The organism is Actinomadura sp. 6N118 (assembly GCF_044326415.1).
Taxonomy (GTDB): domain Bacteria; phylum Actinomycetota; class Actinomycetes; order Streptosporangiales; family Streptosporangiaceae; genus Spirillospora.
Genome location: NZ_JBIRAZ010000023.1, coordinates 157,928 through 172,648, shown reverse-complemented (window position 1 = coordinate 172,648; position 14,721 = coordinate 157,928). Strand labels below are relative to the sequence as shown.

General features: G+C 68.3%; 14 protein-coding genes and 1 riboswitch. Of the genes, 12 read left to right on the top strand and 2 right to left on the bottom strand.

Going from position 1 to position 14,721, the window contains the following annotated elements; translation table 11 throughout:
* Position 1 precedes the first annotated feature (1 nt).
* The 8 genes from ACH34W_RS43490 to lysX all read left to right on the top strand — a co-directional run bounded on the left by ACH34W_RS43490 (position 2) and on the right by lysX (position 8,242).
* A complete protein-coding gene (locus ACH34W_RS43490; RefSeq protein WP_395967073.1) occupies positions 2-1,036 on the top strand; it encodes a Rossmann-like and DUF2520 domain-containing protein in 1,035 nt (344 codons plus the stop codon).
* Between the two features lie 72 nt (positions 1,037-1,108).
* Entirely contained in the window at positions 1,109-2,017 is a 909-nt protein-coding gene (gene panC, locus ACH34W_RS43485; protein ID WP_395967072.1) for a pantoate--beta-alanine ligase, read from the top strand.
* Positions 2,017-2,433, top strand: a complete 417-nt coding sequence (panD, locus tag ACH34W_RS43480; protein ID WP_151559209.1) for an aspartate 1-decarboxylase — start codon at positions 2,017-2,019, stop codon at positions 2,431-2,433. The genes panC and panD overlap by 1 nt, the downstream gene beginning before the upstream one ends.
* Positions 2,434-2,511: 78 nt before the next feature.
* Entirely contained in the window at positions 2,512-4,251 is a 1,740-nt protein-coding gene (locus ACH34W_RS43475; protein WP_395967071.1) for an L-aspartate oxidase, read from the top strand.
* Positions 4,248-5,105, top strand: coding sequence for a carboxylating nicotinate-nucleotide diphosphorylase (nadC, locus tag ACH34W_RS43470; protein ID WP_395967070.1), 858 nt, complete (start codon positions 4,248-4,250; stop codon positions 5,103-5,105). Before ACH34W_RS43475 ends, nadC begins: the two co-directional genes overlap by 4 nt.
* Positions 5,106-5,119: 14 nt before the next feature.
* On the top strand, positions 5,120-5,902 hold the full coding sequence (locus tag ACH34W_RS43465; protein WP_395967069.1) for a type III pantothenate kinase: 783 nt from the start codon (positions 5,120-5,122) through the stop codon (positions 5,900-5,902).
* Between the two features lie 137 nt (positions 5,903-6,039).
* On the top strand, positions 6,040-6,660 hold the full coding sequence (locus ACH34W_RS43460; protein ID WP_395967068.1) for a hypothetical protein: 621 nt from the start codon (positions 6,040-6,042) through the stop codon (positions 6,658-6,660).
* Positions 6,661-6,751: 91 nt separating this feature from the next.
* Complete coding sequence (gene lysX / locus ACH34W_RS43455) at positions 6,752-8,242, top strand: bifunctional lysylphosphatidylglycerol synthetase/lysine--tRNA ligase LysX (RefSeq protein ID WP_395967067.1); 1,491 nt, start codon at positions 6,752-6,754, stop codon at positions 8,240-8,242.
* Between the two features lie 110 nt (positions 8,243-8,352).
* Here lysX and ACH34W_RS43450 read toward each other — a convergent pair whose 3' ends face one another.
* Positions 8,353-9,357, bottom strand: a complete 1,005-nt coding sequence (locus tag ACH34W_RS43450) for a LacI family DNA-binding transcriptional regulator (protein ID WP_395967066.1) — start codon at positions 9,355-9,357, stop codon at positions 8,353-8,355.
* A gap of 546 nt (positions 9,358-9,903) precedes the next feature.
* On the opposite strand from ACH34W_RS43450, the gene ACH34W_RS43445 reads away from it, so the two are divergent.
* The gene (locus ACH34W_RS43445; protein WP_151559203.1) at positions 9,904-10,134 is read left to right on the top strand and encodes a LuxR family transcriptional regulator; all 231 of its coding nucleotides are present in this window, start codon (positions 9,904-9,906) and stop codon (positions 10,132-10,134) included.
* Positions 10,135-10,679: 545 nt separating this feature from the next.
* Here the strand turns inward: ACH34W_RS43445 and ACH34W_RS43440 are convergent.
* Positions 10,680-11,642 (bottom strand): NlpC/P60 family protein, encoded by a 963-nt coding sequence (locus tag ACH34W_RS43440; RefSeq protein ID WP_395967065.1) that lies wholly within the window; start codon positions 11,640-11,642, stop codon positions 10,680-10,682.
* Positions 11,643-11,645: 3 nt separating this feature from the next.
* Positions 11,646-11,826: riboswitch (cyclic di-AMP (ydaO/yuaA leader) on the bottom strand.
* A gap of 211 nt (positions 11,827-12,037) precedes the next feature.
* On the opposite strand from ACH34W_RS43440, the gene ACH34W_RS43435 reads away from it, so the two are divergent.
* The 3 genes from ACH34W_RS43435 to ACH34W_RS43425 all read left to right on the top strand — a co-directional run bounded on the left by ACH34W_RS43435 (position 12,038) and on the right by ACH34W_RS43425 (position 14,319).
* On the top strand, positions 12,038-12,553 hold the full coding sequence (locus ACH34W_RS43435) for an amino-acid N-acetyltransferase (RefSeq protein WP_395967064.1): 516 nt from the start codon (positions 12,038-12,040) through the stop codon (positions 12,551-12,553).
* 3 nt (positions 12,554-12,556) lie between these two features.
* A complete protein-coding gene (locus tag ACH34W_RS43430; protein WP_395967063.1) occupies positions 12,557-13,327 on the top strand; it encodes an RDD family protein in 771 nt (256 codons plus the stop codon).
* Between the two features lie 542 nt (positions 13,328-13,869).
* Positions 13,870-14,319 (top strand): RDD family protein, encoded by a 450-nt coding sequence (locus ACH34W_RS43425; protein WP_395967062.1) that lies wholly within the window; start codon positions 13,870-13,872, stop codon positions 14,317-14,319.
* Positions 14,320-14,721 lie beyond the last annotated feature (402 nt).

The window sequence follows — 14,721 nt, the reverse complement described above, 5'->3', positions numbered from 1 at the left end:
CATGGACTCTGGAGTCACGCCTCCCTCCGGCGCGCCCGGAAACGATGAGGGCGGAAGCGGCGCGCCCGGGAGCGGCGCGGCTGGCATCGGCGCGGGCGGGAGCGGTGCGGGCGGCACCGGTGCGAGCGGCATCGGCGCGGCGGGCAGCGGCGCGACCGCGCCCGAAGACCGGCCCGCCCGCCTCGCGGTCGGCGTCATCGGTGCGGGCCGCGTCGGCACCGCGCTCGCCCAGGCGCTCGCCCTTGCCGGGCATCGGGTCGTCGCCGCCACCGCGGTGTCCGAAGAGTCGCGCCGCCGGGCCGAGGAACGGCTGCCCGGCGCCGAGTTGCTCACGCCGCACGAGGTCGCGGCGTCCTCCGATCTCATCCTGCTGACCGTTCCGGATGACGCCCTGCCGGAGCTGGCCGCCGGGCTCGCCGCCACCGACGTCCCGGTCGCCGGCAAGCTGGTCGTCCACACCAGCGGCCGGTACGGGACCGCCGTCCTGGATCCCGCCACCCGGGCCGGGGCGTTGCCGCTCGCGCTGCACCCGGTCATGACGTTCACCGGCCGGCCGGACGACCTCAACCGCCTGGCGGGCATCTCGTTCGGCGTGACCGCCCCGGACCCGCTCCGGCCGGTGGCCGAGGCGCTGGTGCTCGAGATGGGCGGCGAGCCCTCCTGGATCACCGAGGAGCAGCGCCCGCTCTACCACGCCGCCCTGGCCGGAGGTGCGAATCACCTGGTCACGATGGTCGTCGAGTCGATGGATCTGCTGCGTTCGGCCGGCGTGGCCGAGCCCGGGCGCATGCTCGGACCGCTCCTCGGCGCCGCGCTCGACAACGCCCTGCGTCTCGGCATCGACGGCCTGACCGGCCCCGTCGCACGCGGCGACGCCGACACGGTGGCCGGCCACGTCGCGGAGCTCGCCCGTGTCTCGCCCGCCGGGCTGCGCGCATACGTGGCGCTGGCCCGGCTCACCGCGGACCGGGCGCTCGGCGCCGGGCTGCTCAAACCCGAGGACGCCGAACGGCTCCTCGAAGTACTGGCTGACTGAGTACTGGCTGACTGAGAACTTGCCGACTGAGAACTGGCCGACTGACCGTGTGAACGAGAGGGGGCGGGCCTGGTGACACCCGTCATCGCGACGACCCGTGAAGAGCTGGCGGTCGTCCGCTCCGGCGTGAAGGGGACCGTGGCGTTCGTGCCGACCATGGGCGCCCTGCACGAGGGGCACCGCTCACTGATCCGCAAGGCACGGGGCCTGGCGGACGTGGTGGCGGTGAGCATCTTCGTCAATCCCCTCCAGTTCGGGCCGAGCGAGGACCTGGACCGCTATCCCCGGACGTTCACCGACGACATCGAGGCCTGCGCGGCGGAGGGCGTGGACATCGTCTTCGCCCCCACGCAGGACGTGATGTATCCGCATGAGCCCCAGGTCACGATCGATCCCGGGCCGATGGGCGAGATCGTGGAGGGGGAGACCCGGCCGGGGCATTTCGCCGGAATGCTCACGGTCGTCATGAAGTTGTTGAATCTGGTGCGTCCCGATGTCGCCGTGTTCGGCGAGAAGGACGCCCAGCAGCTCGCCATGATCCGCCGGATGGTCGCCGACCTGGACGTTCCGGTGCAGATCGTGGGCGGCCCGACCGTACGGGAGCTCGACGGGCTGGCGCTGTCCAGCCGCAACCGCTACCTGTCGGAGGCGGAGCGGCAGACCGCGCTGGCGCTGTCGCAGGCCCTCCAGGCCGGTGCCGACGCGGTGGCGGACGGGCCGGTCGCCGTGGTCGGCGCAGCCCGGGCCGTGCTCGACAAGGCGGCTCGCGCCGAACCGCCCCTGATGCTCGACTACCTGGTCCTGGTCGACCCGTCGACCTTCACCGAGGTCCTGGCCGGATACACCGGTGAGGCGGTGCTCGCCGTGGCCGGCCGGGTCGGCTCCACCCACTTGATCGACAACGTCCCGCTGTTCTTCGCTCCCCATGACCACGCCCCGTCACACTCTCCCGACCGGTTCGGCACCCCCAAGGAGTTCTGATGTTCCGGACGATGTTCAAGTCGAAGATCCACCGCGCCACGGTGACCCAGGCCGACCTCCACTATGTGGGCTCGCTCACCATCGACCAGGACCTCATGGACGCCGCCGACCTGCTGCCGGGCGAGCAGGTGCACGTCGTCGACATCGACAACGGCGCCCGGCTGGAGACGTACCTGATCGCGGGTGAGCGCGGCTCCGGTGTGATCGGCATCAACGGCGCCGCCGCCCGTCTGGTCCAGCCCGGCGACCTTGTGATCATCATCAGCTACGCGCAGATGAGCGATGCCGACGCCCGCGCGTTCGAGCCGAGCGTCGTCCATGTCGACCGGGACAACAAGATCATCTCGCTGGGGTCCGACCCCGGCGAGCCCGTTCCGGGATCCGGCCAGCTGCGCGGCGATCTCGTGCACGGCTGATTTCCGGCGACCCCACCCGTAACGCCCCTCCAGGGTTAATGTCACAATGACGAGAACAAACCCCCTGGAGGAGGGCTCATGATCCCTCGACTGCTCGCCGCCCCCGAGCCGGGCTGGACCGTGGAGGCCGACGTCGTCGTGGTCGGCTCCGGCATCGCGGGCCTCGTCACCGCGCTGCGCTGCCGTTCGTACGGCACGGTCCTGCTCGTCACCAAGGCCTTGCTGGACGAGGGCTCCACACGATGGGCGCAGGGTGGCATCGCGGCCGCGTTCGCTCCCGACGACAGCCCGGAAGAGCACCTCGCCGACACCCTGACAGCGGGCGTCGGGCTCTGCGACGAGGCGGCCGTCCGCACGCTGGTCACCGAAGGGCCCGGGGCGGTACGGCGGCTCATCGAACTCGGGACCGAGTTCGACCGTACGGTCGAAGGGGAGGTCGCCCTCACGCGCGAGGGCGGGCACCACAGGCGCCGCATCGCCCACGCGGGCGGCGACGCCACCGGGGCCGAGATCAGCCGGGCCCTGCTCGCCGCGCTCAAGGAATCGGACATCAGGGTCATCGAGCACGCCCTCGTTCTCGATCTGCTCACCGATGACGCGGGCCGGGCGGCCGGGATCACCCTGCACGTCATGGGCGAGGGGGAACCGGGCGGGGTCGGGGCCGTGCGCGCGCCGGCGGTCGTCCTCGCCACCGGCGGGCTGGGGCAGGTGTTCTCGGCGACCACCAACCCGTCCGTGTCGACCGGCGACGGTGTGGCGCTCGCGCTGCGGGCAGGAGCCGCGGTCACCGATCTGGAGTTCGTGCAGTTCCATCCGACCGTTCTGTGGCTGGGGGACGGCGCGCGGGGGCAGCAGCCGCTGATCTCCGAGGCCGTGCGCGGCGAGGGCGCCTACTTGATCGACCACTCCGGCGAACGGTTCATGGTGGGCCGCCATGATCTGGCGGAGCTCGCCCCCCGTGACGTCGTGGCCAAGGGGATCACGACGCGGATGCGCGCGACGGGCGCGTCCCACATGTTCCTGGACGGCCGCCACCTCGGCGTCCGCATGTGGGAGGACCGCTTCCCGACGATCCTCGCGGCCTGCCGCCACCACGGCATCGATCCGGTCAAGGAGCCGATCCCGGTGGTCCCGGCCGCCCACTACGCCAGCGGTGGCATCCGTACCGACCTGAACGGACGTACCTCCGTGCCGGGCCTGTACGCCTGCGGCGAGGTCGCCTGCACCGGGGTCCACGGCGCCAACCGCCTCGCCTCCAACTCACTGTTGGAGGGCTTGGTCTTCGCTGAACGGATCGCCGCGACCATCTCCCGTACCTCTGCTGTCTTGCCCGCGGCGGAACGCGGTGTGGAGGAGGGCGGGGTCCTGCTGGATCCCTCGGTCCGGGGTGAGATCCAGCGGATCATGACCTCGTACGCCGGTGTCCTGCGGAACGCCGAGGGGCTCGCTGCGGCAGAACGTGAACTCTCCGCGATGGCGGACGGCGCAGCTCGCGGGCATGCGGCGGACGCCGCTTGCGTGGCGCCTTGCGTCGAAGCCTGGGAGGTCACCAACCTGCACACGGTGGCCACGGCGATCGTGGCGGCCGCCCGGCGGCGGGAGGAGACCCGCGGGAGTCACTGGCGAGAGGACTTCCCGGAACGCGACGACGCCGGCTGGCGCGGCCACCTGGTCAGCCGCCTGGGCGACGAGGCCCTGTCCACCACCTACGAGGCTCTGTCCACCGCCCACGAGGCGACCACCGCCCACGGGGAGACCACCGCCCACGGGGCGACCACCGCCCACGGGGCGACCACCACCTACGAGGAGATGACATGACGCCGGAGTTGCAGGGACGGCTGACGGATGCCGGGCTCGATCCACAGGCTGTGGAAAACCTGGTGAGGGTCGCGCTGGACGAGGACGGGCACGTCGATGTCACCAGCGAGCCGATCTTTTCGCCGGAGGACACCGCGAGCGGGGACTTCACCGCACGCGAGGACGGGATCGTCGCAGGCATCCCGGTGGCGGAGGCCGTCTTCGAGGCCCTGGACGTCACGTACACGGCGAAGGCGGCCGACGGCGATCGTGTCAACGCGGGCCAGGCGCTGATCTCGGTGAACGGGCCGACGCGAGCCCTCCTCCGCGCCGAGCGGATCGCCCTCAACCTCCTCACCCACCTCTCGGGCATCGCCACCGCCACGGGAAGGTGGGTGGACGCCATGGAGGGCACCAAGGCGAAGGTGCGCGACAGCCGAAAGACGCTGCCGGGCCTGCGCGCCCTGCAGAAGTACGCAGTGCGCTGCGGCGGCGGGGTCAACCACAGGATGGGTCTGCACGACTCCGCGCTCGTCAAGGACAACCACGTGGCGGCTGCGGGTTCGGTCACCGCTGCTTACCAGGCGATACGCGGCGTCTACCCGTCCCTCCACATCCAGGTCGAGTGCGACACCCTCGCTCAGGTCGAGGAGGCCCTGGCGGTCGGCGTCCGTTCGATCCTGCTGGACAACATGACTCTCGATCAAATGCGCGAAGCGGTGCGCCTGGTGAACGGCCGGGCGGAGCTGGAGGCGAGCGGCGGACTCGCCTTGGACAGGGCCCGAGATGTGGCCGTGACTGGTGTGGACTACCTTTCAGTAGGTGCGCTGACGCACTCGGCGCGCGTGCTCGACATCGGCCTTGACTTCACCTGATCAGCGGGGACCTGATGCTGCTCACGATCGACGTCGGTAACACCCATACCGTCCTCGGCCTGTTCGAGGGCGAGGAGGTTATCGAACACTGGAGGATCAACACCGATCCGCGGCGGACCGCCGACGAGATCGCCGTCGTCCTCCAGGGCCTGGTCCAGCAGAGCCCGCTGCTCGCCGAGACCGATATCAGTGGCATTGCTCTGTGCTCGACGGTTCCGTCGGTTCTCCATGAGATGCGGGAGATGTGTCGCCGGTACTACGGCGACGTGGCCGCAGTGATCGTCGAACCCGGCGTCAAGACCGGTGTTCCGGTGCGGATGGACAACCCCAAGGAGGTGGGGGCCGACCGCATCGTCAACGCGCTCGCGGCCACCCACCTGCACCGCGGCCCGGCGATCGTCGTCGACTTCGGCACGGCCACCACGTTCGACGCCGTCTCCGCCAAGGGCGAGTACGTGGGCGGGGCGATCGCCCCTGGCATCGAGATCTCCATCGACGCCCTGTCCGTGGCCGGCGCCCAGCTCCACAAGATCGAGCTCCAGCGCCCCCGGAACGTGATCGCCAAGAACACCGTCGAGGCCCTCCAGTCCGGCATCATCTTCGGCTTCGCCGGCCAGGTGGACGGGATCGTCGAGCGCATGTCCGAAGAGCTGGCCGAGGACCCCGACCAGGTCACGGTCATCGCCACCGGCGGCCTGGCCCCCTTGGTCCTCGACGAGGCCCGCACCATCGACGCGTTCGAGCCCTGGCTGACCCTGGTGGGCCTCCGCCTGATCTACGAGCGCAACACGCCCTGACGCCGCCGGGTGTGTCGGGGGTGTCGGGGGTGTAGTGCCTGAGGGCCAATCTGGCGGCAGCGGCTGTTGCGCGCGGGTTCAAGATCGGCATGATGGAGCATCAAACTCATGATCTCGATCTCCCCCCAGGAGTCCTTGTGAATATCGTTCAGCGCACGATCGCTGTGGGCGCGACGGCCGTCGCCGCCGGAGCACTGGTCCCGGCCGCGCACGCCGCCGGCACCCAGGCTGCTGGCGGCGCCCAGGCTGCTGCCGGCGCCCAGGCGGTCGCCGGTGTCCAGGCGGCCAACGCCTGCGACGCCAAGAACCTGAAGGTCATTCCGGTGTCGAAGACACTGCCGAAGTCCAAGGACCCCAAGGTCGGCCTCAAGATGCGCCTCTACAAGGAGCGCGGTGAGGCCGGGATGGACTACTGGGCCGAGTTCGTGGTCACTTACTGCCCTAACAAGGTCAACCCCGCACATCTCAAGGACCCCAAGAAGCCGCTCAGCAAGATGGTCGTCCTGAAGTTCACGATCACCAGCGGGAAGAAGAAGCACTCTGTCACCTGCGACCGCGGCCAGTACTTCTGGCGGCACGCGGCCCACCAGCGGAACGTGACGAAGCCCAAGCCGATGTCCTTCCGCTGCCAGATCCAGCTGCCGAACCACAAGACCAAGTGGAAGGGCGCCGCAACGCTCACCTACAACGTCTACAACGCTTCCACCGGCAAGCGGAAGCAGCACGTGCTCCCGATCAAGACCGCCGTCGTCAAGTGATCGGCGTCGACTTCACGTGATCAGTGTTGCCTTCAAGTGATCGCGGGGAAGTGGTTCGCGGGGCATCGATCCGGCTCGATAGCCTTGTGCCGTGAGTGACGAGACCTACGACGACCTTCCGGAGCAGATGCGGGTGCGCCGGGAGAAGCTCGACCGGCTCCGCGAGAGCGGCATCGACCCCTACCCGGTGACCTTCCCCCGTACGGCGACGATCGCTGAGATCCGGGAGAAACATCCGGATCTGGAGCCGGGCACCGAGACGGGCGAGAAGGTCGGCGTCGCCGGTCGCGTCATGCTGGTCCGCAACACCGGCAAGCTGTGCTTCGCCACCATCCGCGACGGCAGCGGCGACATCCAGGTGATGTTGTCGCTCGCCAAGGTGGGGCAGGAGGCGCTGGACGCGTGGAAGCGCGACGTCGACCTCGGCGACCATGTCGGCGTCGAGGGCGAGGTCATCACGTCCCGGCGCGGCGAGCTGTCGGTCATGGCCGACTTGTTCGCGATCACCTCGAAGTGCCTGCGGCCGCTGCCGGAGAAGCACGCCGGGCTCACCGATCCCGAGGCGCGCGTCCGGCAGCGGTACGTCGACCTGATCGTGAACGACGAGGCCCGCAAGATGGCGCGCATCCGCAGCGCCACCGTGCGGGCCGTCCGCGACTTCTGGCACAACGAGGGTTACCTCGAGGTCGAGACCCCGATGTTGCAGCCCATCCATGGCGGCGCGGCGGCGCGCCCGTTCAAGACGCACATCAACGCGTACGACATGGAGCTCTACCTGCGCATCGCGATCGAGCTCTACCTCAAGCGGCTCGTCGTGGGCGGCATCGAGAAGGTCTTCGAGATCAACCGGAACTTCCGGAACGAGGGCGCCGACTCGACGCACAACCCCGAGTTCACGATGGTCGAGGCGTACGGCACGTACCTCGACTACAACGACATGGCCGACCTGACCCAGCGGATGTACCAGGACGCGGTCGTCGCGGCGCTGGGCACGACGGTCGTGGTGCACGACGGGCAGGAGATCGACCTCGGCCTGGCCGAGTGGCCGCGCGTCACCCTGTACGGCTTGGTGTCGGGGGCGCTCGGCGAGGAGGTCACGCCGCACACGCCGATCGAGCAGGTGCGCAAGCACGCCGACGCGCGCGGCATCTCCTGGGACCCCAAGTGGGGTCAGGGCAAGCTCGTCCAGGAGATCTTCGAGGAACTGGTCGAGCACACGCTGGTGCAGCCCACGTTCGTCATGGACTACCCGGTGGAGACCTCTCCGCTGACCCGCCAGCACCGCGAGGAACCGCTGCTCACCGAGAAGTGGGACCTGATCGGGTTCGGGACGGAGCTGGGCACCGCCTACTCCGAGCTCGTCGACCCGATCGAGCAGCGCCGCCGCCTCACCGAGCAGTCGCTGCTCGCGGCGGGCGGCGACCCGGAGGCCATGCAGCTCGACGAGGACTTCCTGCGTGCCCTTGAGTACGCGATGCCCCCGACCGGCGGCATGGGCGCCGGCATCGACCGGATGATCATGGCCTTCACCGGCAGGAACATCCGCGAGACGATCCTGTTCCCCCTGGTCAAGCCGGAGTAGACCAAGCCGCAGGAGGCAAAGCCGCAGGAGGCAAGCCGGAGTAGGCCAAGCTGCAGGAGACCAGGTCGCAGGAGGCCAAAACGCAGTGCGCCAAGAGCCGGGGCGACCGGTCAGGCGGACTCGCGGATGACGATCTCGGGCGTGAGAACGACCTGGCGGTGGCGGTGGCGCTTGCCTTCTGCGGCTTCGGCGAGCGCCAACTCCGCGGCCTCGTAGCCGATCTCCTGGCGCGGCTGGCGGATGGTGGTCAGGGGGACCGCGGCACTGGTGGCCAGCTCGATGTCGTCGTAGCCGATCACGGCGACGTCGTCCGGGACCCGCACCCCCAGCCGCAGCAGCTCGTTGATCAGGCCGATGGCCAGCAGGTCGTTGGCGCAGAAGACGCCGTTGGGCAGGGCCGGCAGATCCATCAGCCGCTTCGCCGCCGCGCGGCCCTCGGTCGGTGTCAGCGCGTCCTGCGTCAGCGTGATCAGCTCGCCGCCCCCGGCCTTGGCCAGCGTGCGGGCCGCGCCGTTGCGGCGTTCGACACAGGGCAGCGGCTCGGGACGACCGGTCACGAACGCCAGCCGCTGTCGCCCGAGGGCGAGCAGATGCCCGGCGGCGATGTCCCCGCCCGCGACATGATCCACCTGGGCGAAGCACACATCGGGGGTCGAGTGGTCGAGCAGCACCACGGTCATGCCCGAGGCACGCAGCCGGTCGATCCCTTTCTGGCCGAGACCCACCGGAATGATCAGCACGCCGGCGGCCCGCTGCTCCTCGAGCAACTCCAGGATCCGGCGCTCCTTTGCCGCCGAGTGGTCGCTCGTCAACCACAGCGCGTCATGACCCGCCTCGTTGAGCGCCATCTCCGCGCCGCGGGCGACATCGGTGGCGTACGGGTTGGTGAGGTCCTCCACGACGATCCCGAACACGCGGGCACGACGGGGCCCGGCGTTCGCCTGACGGAGCCGTCTGGCGGACTCATTGCGGACGAATCCAAGTTCCTCGATCGCCGCACGAACGCGGTCACGGGTGGCTTCGGCCACGAGATCTGGCCGGTTTAGGACATTCGAAACGGTCCCAACTGAGACTCCGGCACGCCTCGCGACTTCCCGAATACTGGTGGGCGGCAACTCACTCCTCGTCGACCCCGGATCTGTTTTCGCAGGTTATCGAGCTCTCCCCGCGAACCCCCGCGAGATCCATCACGGATGGTAGCCATACAAGCACACATAGTGCTCAATCGGCGCTTGACGGGCCGGATCCGGCCGCCTAGCGTTCCGAGCCGAAGCGTAGCTTGAAACGATTCACGATCATCGTTGGCATACGGGTCGGAGAATCGGACGAGAAGGGATGGGGCTGAAGTGGCTGGCAATCATGACCCGTCCCCGCACGAGACGTTCCCGGAACCGTCCACATCCTCGTGGGCGAGTCGGTTCCAGGTTCGTCCGCGTTCGGTTGGCCAACGAGTGAATCGTTACCCGGAGTTCCCGCACGGCGCCCCGCAATCGACCCATCGGCCACCTCCGGCCAAGCATGCGACAAGAAGAGGAAACAGATGATCTAAGTCCGGAGGCTCCGGACCCGGCAACCCAACGCGTACAGATCGAGGCCTACCCGTGCCTGTGCAGCGGACGGCTGCATCCCCGCGGTCATCACCACGGACGAGGGAGGACGGAGTGGAACAGGCCACACTCGCACGTCGTGGCACCGACGATCTGCGACTCAACGAGGAGGAGATCAAACTGCTCGCGCAGATCGCCAGTGGTGTCACAGCCGATGTGGCAGCACGCAAACTCGAGCTGAGCGCGCGGACGTTGAGGCGTCGTCTGCGCACAATCTGTGATCGGCTCGAAGTCAACACCCCTATCGAGGCCGTGGTGTGGGCGGCCCGAAGGCAACTCATCTGAGCAGTCCGGTAGCGAGAGAAGAACTCCGTCCGTCCCCGCAGCGGCGACGCTGACGCCCTGACAGGTAGGTCCCTGCAGGCGGCGTCGCCGCGGACGAGGTTCAACTCATAGGCGGCGGCCACGGGGGGACGCCGCGCTCCCGGACAAGGCATCCGCGACCACAGGCGCCCTGTCGGCCACACATCGTGGCCAGCAAGCCGTCCAAGTGGTCGTGCACACACTCTGCTACAGCCGCGCCAACCGCATGCCGCGCCAACCGCATGCCGTGCCCCCGCATGCCGCGCCACCTGCATGCCGCGCCACCCGCATGCAGCGCCACTTACACAGCGCGCCACCTACATGCCAGCTGCATGCCGCGCCAGCTGCATGCCGCGCCAGCTGCATGCCGCGCCACCTGCATGCCGCGCCTGGTCTTCATATCCGCGTTGCGGCCGTGCATCCTGACCGGACGTTCCATGGGGCCTCATGTGCGTGACGAGGCCCCATGTCGGTGCGGGAATGGCCGTGTAGACCGACAGGTGCACGTGGGCGGTCGATCTGATGGGTCAGGCGACTCGGACTGCGCCGGCGTACGGGCGCCCTGCCAGAGGGGAGATCTTGACCACGTCGCCGGTCTGGGGCGCGTGGAGGAACTTGCCGTCGCCCACGAACATGCCCATGTGGTGCAGGTCGCTGTGGAAGAAGACCAGGTCGCCTGGCTGGAGCTGGCTGCGGGAAATATGGGTGCCCGCGTTCCACTGGCTGCCGGTGTAGTGGGGGAGGCTGATGCCCACCTGCCTGTACGCCCACATCGTGAGACCGGAGCAGTCGAAGGTGGAAGGGCCTTCCGCACCCCAGACGTAGGGGCGGCCGATCTTGGACATCGCGTATCGGAGGGCTTGGGAGCCCTTGCCGCTGCCCACTACGGGGAGCTTGGCGAGCTGGGTGGGGTCCTTTTTGACCAGGCGGCCGCGGGCCTTCTCGTAGAGGGTGGTGACCTTCTTGCGCTGGGTTTCAAGCTCGGTGCGGAGCTGGGAGACCTGCTTGGCGCGCTCCTCGGCGGACTTGCGCGCGCGCTGAGCGGCCTGCATGGCTTGCATCAGGCCCTGAACGCGTGTGCCGTCCTGGGTCGCGAAGTAGTGGAGGGTCGCGGCCTGATCGAGGAGGCGCTGGGGGTCTTGGGATGCGACGAAGGAGACCGTCGGGTCGGCGCCGCCCTGCATGTAGCTGGTCGCAGCCAAACTGCCGACTTTTTCGCGGACACCTTCGAGTGATTTCTCCTGGCGCTTGGCGTTGTCGGTGGCGACCTTCGCGGCGCGCTGGGACTGCTGGAGCTTCACTTTGAGGCCGTTGTACTGCTCGGTCAGCTGCTCAAGCTGATCAGCGAGCTTGAACGCCTGGGTCCTGAGCTCTTTGGTGGACGGCTCGGGATCGGCGTGCGCGGGAGTGGCTGTGACGATGAGCGCGCCGGTGAGGGCGACAGCCCACGAAAGGCGGCGCGAAAAGGATGCAGGCCGCAACGGCTCCACTCATTCTCCTCTCCTCGTCCGCCTACCGAGTTAGCTGACGGGTTGGGGCCGGAGCAGCCCTTCCGCGTTCGCGCGCGGATTCACCCCAGGCGGGATCGGAGGGCGATCCCCCCAAACCATCCAAAGTGGGTTCCCGGCTCCTCGGAACGCTGGTTTGCGGCCGTGGATTCGGCGGTTCGGCCAGTGGCCGATGTCAGCGCAGGAGACTAACGGAGTCAGACCTCGATGCCAACCAGAACATGCGAAATCGCGGGTGGGTCACCCGCGCCAGTGTGCTTTGCGTCACCTGCGGGCCAGGGGTGTGGTCTTTTTTGTCTAGTCACCCGCATCGTTACCTACCGTAAGGGGGCGTCCACCACAGGTAAAGGGCGCGCGTTCGATAATGTCGTCTGTTTGTGGAAGTAGTGATCCGGCGAGCCCGTACCGCCGATGTACAGGAGATCCGCCGGCTGGTCGATTTGTACTCCGGGCCGGGGCGGCGTCTGCTCAGGAAGACCACGGTGACCTTGTACGAGGATGTGCAGGAGTTCTGGGTCGCCGAGGACCGGCAGGGAGAGCCGCGGATTGTGGGATGCGGCGCGCTGCACGTGATGTGGGAGGACTTGGCCGAGGTCCGTTCGGTCGCGGTGGAGAAGGGGCACGGCGGGCGGGGCATCGGGCACCGCATCGTCAGCAAGCTCCTGGAGACCGCCCGGGAACTCGGCGTGGAACGGGTGTTCTGTCTTACCTTCGAGGTGGACTTCTTCGCCCGCCACGGGTTTCAGCCGATCTTGGGTACACCGGTCTCGCCCGAGGTGTATGAGGAACTTCTCCGTTCGTATGACGACGGCGTTGCCGAGTTCCTGGACCTTGACCGGGTCAAGCCGAATACGTTGGGAAATACCCGGATGTTGCTTCGCCTGGAGGACTGACCGATGAGTGAATCCCCTTATCGCGGGAGGCCGCAGTACACGCAGTCGGGCCCTGGGCAGCACTGGCAAGGCGGCCAGATGCCGCCTCAGCACTGGCAGGGCGGTCAGCCGCCGCCCCAGCAGCATCAGCCCCCGCCCCAGCAGCAGTGGCAGGGCTCCCAGCCGTACTACGACGACACGGCCGAGGCTGCCGAACTCCCGCTCGCACCGATCATGAGGCGCGCGGGCGCGCGTCTCATCGACAACGCCCTCGTGGCGACCTTCGGCTTCGCCCTGGTGCTGCCGATCACCCTGGGGGTGATCGGCCTCGACACGGCCGGAGACAAGGCCAACACCGAGGGCGGCATCTGGAACTGGCCGATCCTCTTCACGCTTTTCACCGTTCTGTCGGTGCTGCCGTTCATCTATGAGTCGGTCCAGCTGGCCATGTCGGGACGGACGCTCGGCAAGCGCATCCTCGGGCTGGGCGTGGTCCAGGTGCGCCCCGCGGGCGAGGCCCTCACGACCTACCAGGCGGTCTGGCGCGCGGCCATCAACAACGTCGCCTACCAGATCGGCGTCTTCGTCTTCCTGGCGCTCGCGGTCATGATCTGGGACTACCTCGCGTACGGCATGCTGCTCGTCTGGGCCGGCGCCCTGATGGCGTACCTGTGGGCGATCTGGGACCAGCCACTGCACCAGTCCCTGCACGACCGCATGGCGGGCACGATCGTCATCGACGAACGCGGTCAGTACGTGGAGGAGTACGACGAGACCGCTGAGTACGAGGCCTGACGGCGGGCACGGTGTCCACGTCCGAACCCCCTCTCCCGGACCCCGCTGCGCCGCCTGGATCCGCCACAGACGAGCCAGCCGGTTCGTACGGGGAAGATGCGCCTGGGATCGCAGAGGACGCCCCAGCTTTGGTCTCAGAGCCGCATGAGGGCGAGCCTTCGAGTCTTGCGGCGGCCTCTGGGATCGCGGCCTCTGGGATAGAAGAGCCCGCGACCGGTGGGGCAGAAGAGCCCGCGACCGGTGGGGCAGAAGAACCCGTGGCCGATGGGACAGAAGAGCCCGCAGCCGACGAGCCGCCGGGAGGCCAGACGCCTGGAACGGCGGTTTCGTGGGCTGTTTCAGGGCGCTTGGTCGGTGAATACCCCGGCTCGTCGAAGTCCCGCCCCGGCGATTATGTGGCTGGGAGATCTAGGGGCGTTTCGGACGTTCCACCGAGGGTCGCGGCTGCCGGTATTGGCGCGGCGGTTTCCCGGGAACGAGCGGCCTCCGTTCCAAGTCCCGTTCCAAGCCCTGTTCCAAGCTCTGTTCCTTCAAGCGTGGAGATGGAGCTTGCCGAGCCGGGGCAGAGATTGCTGGCTCGCATCGTGGACACGCTCGTGGTCGGGTTGCCGGTCGCGATGGTCGTTCGGGAGGCCTTCCCCGGGCGGGAGACCGACCTCGTCTTGCCGCCAGCCGTTGCTGGCGTCCTCTTTCTTTATGAGTGGCTTCAGCTCGCCGTGTGGGGGCGCACGATCGGCAAGCGCTTCGCGGGCATCCAGGTCGTACGAATGGATTCCGGCAAACCGGGCGTGTGGCGGGCCTTGCCGCGTGCGGCGGTGTACTCGGCGCCGATCGCTCTGCGCCCAGTGGCGATCCTGGGCGTTCTGGCGGGCCTCTTCTGGGTCGCGAACGTGGCGGCAATGTATGAGGGCGCGCAACGGCAGGCGCTTCACGACCGTCTTGCGGGAACACTCGTGGTCAAACGTGCCAAGCGCGCGGGGTACGGCCGCTGACGTCGGCTGGTACGAGGCCTGCCTGCGACGGTGTGACGGTATTGGGAACTTTTCCGCTGATATAGGTATGCCGTGCTGGTGCGGCTACCGGCGCTTGCCTGTGCGGATGGCAAGGGATTTCGTCGAGATCGTCAGGAGCGGAATCTATCGACATCGAGGTGGACGGTCGTGATCACCTCCGGGTGACGGCCGCAGAGGTCCATTCGGTCGGCGAGGGCGGCGGTTAGTACCGTTACGTGGGGGTTAAACGATGGCTCCGGGATCGGTGTTGCCGCGTCCGTTAAGGTGCCGCCGGGCGTATTTCTCTCCCGGTCGCACCGTCCCGGGAAAGCCGGTCGCGCGTGAATGAAAGATCGATGGCCCAGGTCAGGTGGCTGATGGTGACCCCCGTCACCCCGAAAT